We start from the raw sequence: 5,215 nt of genomic DNA, 5'->3' as shown, positions 1-5,215 counted from the left end.
TACTCCAAAAGGACGCTCAACCTCAAGCATTTCATTGACGGTAGGTGACGTTCTTAACATCGGCGAAATAAGAATAATGGCACGGCCTTGATTATCACTGACCACATCCGCCACCACCATTTTGAGTTCATTGCCCACAGTTAAGCGATCCCCTAGCTGTAACACACGCATATTGCGCTTCCAGTCCTTTGTTTCTAACTGATTACCCAATTGGCTCGGTATTGCAATACGAGGCGAACCATACCCATAACGCCCTTTTCTTATCCAACTGGTTATTTTGACTCGCCCCGACATCCCATCCAATGAAGCCACCAGCGCTTCTAACTGGCGCGATTTTTCTTCATTTAAATTATTAAATGTCAGCTCACAACACCAACGACTTCCCGGAAAGCGTACCGTTTGACTACTTCCATTAAATGGCGAGGTAAAAGTTTTGCTGTTACTCAATAATTGCCAGTTTTCCTGTGTGGGGATCACCTCTTTTGGCCATTCAAGAATAGACATTTAAACTCCTAATGTTCTGCGTGCTGCACCATTACTTTGAAAATCTTGTAACATCATCGCGTGAGCTTTCTGTGCACCAGCTTCTGTCCCTTGTTGTGCGGCTTCCTTCATTGCCTGCGCAAGTACAGCGTCACCATTTCCCGTCACCGTAATATGATTAACGACCGTCATTTGTACACCACTCGCACGGGCTAACGTCGGTTGCGGTGTAACCGGTATTCGCCCTGCGACCGCCCCCACAAAGCCACCTGAAGCATAACCTTGCGCCGCATGCATTAAGCGATAGAGATTGCCAACACCCAATTTAGCCGTCGCTTCTTTGGTAAAAACAAACTCACCACCATGCACAATCCCTTTAGGCTCAAATTTCCCGCCGTGCCCCGTATAACCACCGTAAGCATGTCCTTTGCTCATCCATCCCATATCAAAGCCCATTGCCTGCCCACCTGCTTCAATGGCTTTGAAAACCAGCATTTTCATTACCATTCGAGTGATATCGGAAATCACCGCATTGGCAAAATCTTTAAAGCTTCCTTTGCCCGTTAAAGCAAAATCGGCTAATGCATCAGACATATTATTAAGGGCATTGGTGGTGACGTTTCTGACGTTCTCCATCACATCCATGGCCGACTCACTGAAATCCGATAAGCCTTGTTTTAATCCCGCCATCGGATCGCCTTTCATGGCCTCTCGCTTCCTCAGCTCTTCCTCAATCTGCTGCTTAGTGAGTTCAACATTGCGTTGTAAATTCACCAGCTCTTTTTCGCCTAAATCCACACTGGCTTGCTGATACAGCACATCAATCTGACGAAGGGCATTGAGTTTTTCTTGCTCTGCGCGCGATTTTCCTATTAAGGAAGTTTCAAATTGCATCTGCTCAATTTCTTTACCGCGATCATAAGCGAATTGCGCAACCGAGTTGGCACGCGCCAGATCATCAATGGCTTTCGCTTTTTCTTTGATCGTCTCAATCGCTTTGGGATCGATTTTTAAGATGGCATCAAACTTATCTTTATTCTGTTTGATATCGGCTAAGGCGGATGTGTATTCATTAAAGAAAGAGGTAGTACCATACAGCTGAATACTTTGTCCATCCGCAATCAGTGAGGCTTGTTTTTCCTCTAATTCCGTTAAGATTTTGGTGTATTGCTTGGCATAATCAATGGTGGATTTCTTTGGCTTATTTCTTTGAGCCAATAACGCATTTTGTGCTTTAATTTCTTCGGTCAAAGCGTCTTCATAACCTTTTTCTTCAGGTTTAATTCCCCGTCTTTTCAGCACATCTTCCGCATCCAACTTAGCCAGCTCAGCAGGAGAAGCCTTAGCTTTCATGATAGTACGCCGAGATTCAGCAATAGAATCCTCTATTTTTTTTGCGATGACCTCGCTCATATTGGCTTGACTATTTGCCGCTTCATCTGTCTTATTAATTAACGCATCAAAATCATAACCCAAGTTTTTTAATGTCACCCTAAATTGGTTAATGACACTCTCAGCCTCCTTTACTTTCGATGCATAACGCTGATATTCATCACTTTGCTTACCATGTTTTTCTTCAACCAATGCCAGCATTTGTCGCATACTGGCTCGCTGACGCTCTAATATCGTCAACTGTGAAGCCACCTCCCCCATCGCTGCATCAAGTCCGATTTTTGCTTCTCTTTGATTTTGCGCGATTATCTCTTTATAACCTTCATGGTCACCCGTAAAACTCAAGTAACTCGAGGCATTTAAGCTCCAACCGGACTTCGAGTCTGCTGCCAATTTTTTAGCTTTTTCTAACGATCCTTCAAATTTTTCAATCTGAGCATCAATACCTTCAGATAATTTGCCTATATTCGTCAGCAATACTTGATTATTCATTGCTTTTAAGGCTTCTGTTGATGTATCTAGAGCATTGGCAAATTCGATCGATTCTCTTTTAGCTTGTTTGATATGTTCGCTATATTCATAGACGCCCATTCCAACAGCCGTTATTGCCGTTAACGCCAGTCCAACAGGGCCACCAACTAATGCCAATGTCCCACTCAACGCTCTTCCTGCGACCGTGGCTTGACGGCGTGCCGTCGTTAATGCCCGCTGTGTCGCCGTTTCTGCTATCAGTGCTTGTTTGTATCTTAAAGAGGCTTCCGTCGCTAACGATTTTGTCGCAATCACTTTCTCTAAGGCATAACCTTCTGCCGCGGTTCCTTTCGCCACTTGATAACTCATTTTTGCAGAATTCAATGCCGATAATGCCGCCTCTTTATCCGCCCATGCCTTCCTCACGGCACTGGTTGCTGCCACACTGTTTGCCTCTGCACTCTGTAATGTGGCTTTGGCTTCATTCAATGTGGCTTGATTTTTTAAGTAAGTGGCTTTTGTCCATTGAGAAAGCTTGGCGACTAAAGCTGTAACTGCAAGTCCTTCTGCGATTTTAGCCACCGTCGATAAGTGATTAGAAAGTCCCTCTAAGCCCGACGTTAAAAGCTGAGTCGCACCTGTACCTTGATTGGCTTCACCAACAAACCTCGTCATTGCTGATTGTAAATTAGTAAAACCTTGACTAACGGTTGTCACACTGGAAGCAAACTTCTGATCAACAGAATTTTTGACTTTCTCCAATGCCTGAATGATTTTATCAATCGCCATTTCACCGTCTTGGGCTTTCTTTTTTAAATCCCCCATGGAGATCCCCATGCCTTCTGCGATGGCCTGTGCTAAACCAGGGATTTGCTCGATAACAGAATTTAAATCTTGCCCACGTAACTGACCTGCTGCTAATGCTTGGCCAAACTGAGTTAACCCCATTGCAGCAGAGGCAGCACGGGCTCCTGAAAGAGAAACCGCTTTAGAGGCGGTTTCCGTAAGTTCAGCGACTTTCTGCTGACTTAATCCTAGACGATCGGCATTATCCGCAAAACGCTGATAAACCTGTGCTGTGGCATCCAATGATTGATAGGTTTTTTGGGCAATATCATAGACGGCTTGTGTGGCTTTATTTAACTCGATAGAACTTTCCGTCACCAGTTTTAAGCGGTTCTGTAATTCTGTCCAACCATCGGCATAATTAATCACTTGCCGTACAGATAATGCACTTGCTGCGACGCTCGCAAAACGGGTAAAGAGTGCCGAGGATTTTGCAGTTTGCGATACCATTCGCTCTTGTTGTACGGTGATAGCTTGAAGACTGACGCGAATACTTTGCCCAAATTGTTCTGTTTGGCGCTGGCTACGGTTGATCGCATTTATGAAATTTGCCGTATTCAGCGTCAAATCGATATTTAGTCTCCCCAATGCACCAGCCATAAAAACTCCTTAAAACAATAAAAAAGCCCCAACAAAGGGGCTATCGATGAGCCAATACATTCTGAGTAACACTATCCCACTCTTCAGCTTCTGTGGGCTTTTTCTGCCACATTGGCATAAAGTCAGTTAATTGAGGTGGGGTAGATTTCGGATCACGATTTATCATCGCGAGAAGATGTGCCACTTGTGCCATCCGATAATCCTCTCGCCACAAACCAAAGGGTTGTTTGCGATAAAAGGCCTCATATTCACACAAGTGGCTTTCAGGCATTTGCTCGATTTCTGCGAGCGTTTTTCCCAGTGCCAGCGACAATATCAATTGAAATTGTCGCCGTTCTCCAAGTTTTTTTCGCTGTTCCCCGCTTCGGCCGTAAACACCGCATTAGAGAACCCTTGCCCTAGACGATTAAGGCCTTTTAAGTCTGCTTCATTTTCAGCATCAAAAAGCAGTTCCCCTTTTTCATCACACAACTTAAAGGCCAGCATTCTGGCGACATCATATTCATCGTAGACACGATTTATCGCCTCATTAAATTGTTCGGGATCGTCTTCGTCTAAGTAAATATCCTGCGCTTCGGCAAGCTTAATTTTAATTTGACGAAGTTTGCGCTGAATGTAATTCATGGTGCCAACATCCAGCTCTTTGACATAAAAGGTGTTGTCTAAATAGGTAAAAGGCGTCACTTTCAGTGCTTGGTTTAACACTAATTCACGCAATAACGCGTTAGACATAATCACTCCTAAGATTTTTTATCGAGAAGGGAGAAGAGAAATAATGAGGTGGATGAGTTACGGGTTATTTCTTCGTATTCAAATAATCACGGCCAGACAATTTAATCGAGATCCCCGAATCCATCATTTGCCCTACACTGCCATCAATGTTCATGCCCGTTTCGACGGAGCCGTAATAAAACATGGAGCCTTCATCTCGCGTTAAGACCATTTTCACTGCGAATTTTTCTTTGCTGTTTTCATATTTACGCAAGAGACGCTGCACCTCACTGGAGCTATACCGTAAGAAAAAGGTCAATTTAATTGAGCCGTATTCCGTATCGCCAGATTCATATTCCTTGCCATCACTGCAAATGGTAGTGACATCAATTTGTTCGGTTGTTGAACCGTCTTTACTGAAACTTTTTACCGCACAAAAGTTATTAGACCACTGAATACGTTGCGCCTTAGCCTCTGCAAAATCCGTGGGTAGTGTTTTATCGCTCCAATCCACTTCGTCGCACAAGGTCACTTTATTGCCATCAACCTGTGCAATGGGGAAACGCCCATCTAACTCCCCGAGTCCCGATAACATAATCATGTCATCCGCTTTCAGTTTATTATTGGCGATGGTAATGGTTGCGGGTGATAACGTCGCTTCCGTCACCGTCATCGCCTCCCCTAAGCCGGTTTGCACAAAGATCTTCGTGCC

General features: G+C 44.3%; 5 protein-coding genes. All 5 read right to left on the bottom strand.

From position 1 onward, the window contains the following. Positions 1–504 (bottom strand): hypothetical protein (locus HMPREF0693_RS08105; RefSeq protein WP_004244752.1); only part of this gene is annotated, 504 nt, incomplete at its 3' end. Beyond that, the gene (locus HMPREF0693_RS08100; RefSeq protein WP_004244751.1) at positions 505–3,792 is read right to left on the bottom strand and encodes a phage tail tape measure protein; all 3,288 of its coding nucleotides are present in this window, start codon (positions 3,790–3,792) and stop codon (positions 505–507) included. A gap of 40 nt (positions 3,793–3,832) precedes the next feature. Next, complete coding sequence (locus tag HMPREF0693_RS08095) at positions 3,833–4,111, bottom strand: DUF4035 domain-containing protein (RefSeq protein ID WP_004244750.1); 279 nt, start codon at positions 4,109–4,111, stop codon at positions 3,833–3,835. Continuing rightward, the gene (locus HMPREF0693_RS08090) at positions 4,108–4,524 is read right to left on the bottom strand and encodes a hypothetical protein (protein ID WP_004244749.1); all 417 of its coding nucleotides are present in this window, start codon (positions 4,522–4,524) and stop codon (positions 4,108–4,110) included. Before HMPREF0693_RS08090 ends, HMPREF0693_RS08095 begins: the two co-directional genes overlap by 4 nt. Before the next feature lie 64 nt (positions 4,525–4,588). Beyond that, on the bottom strand, positions 4,589–5,215 hold a 627-nt coding region (locus HMPREF0693_RS08085), incomplete at its 5' end, for a hypothetical protein (RefSeq protein WP_004244747.1).

Source organism: Proteus mirabilis ATCC 29906, assembly GCF_000160755.1.
GTDB lineage: Bacteria > Pseudomonadota > Gammaproteobacteria > Enterobacterales > Enterobacteriaceae > Proteus > Proteus mirabilis.
The sequence above is the reverse complement of the archived record's forward strand: the minus strand, read 5'-3'. Positions and strand labels throughout refer to the sequence as shown.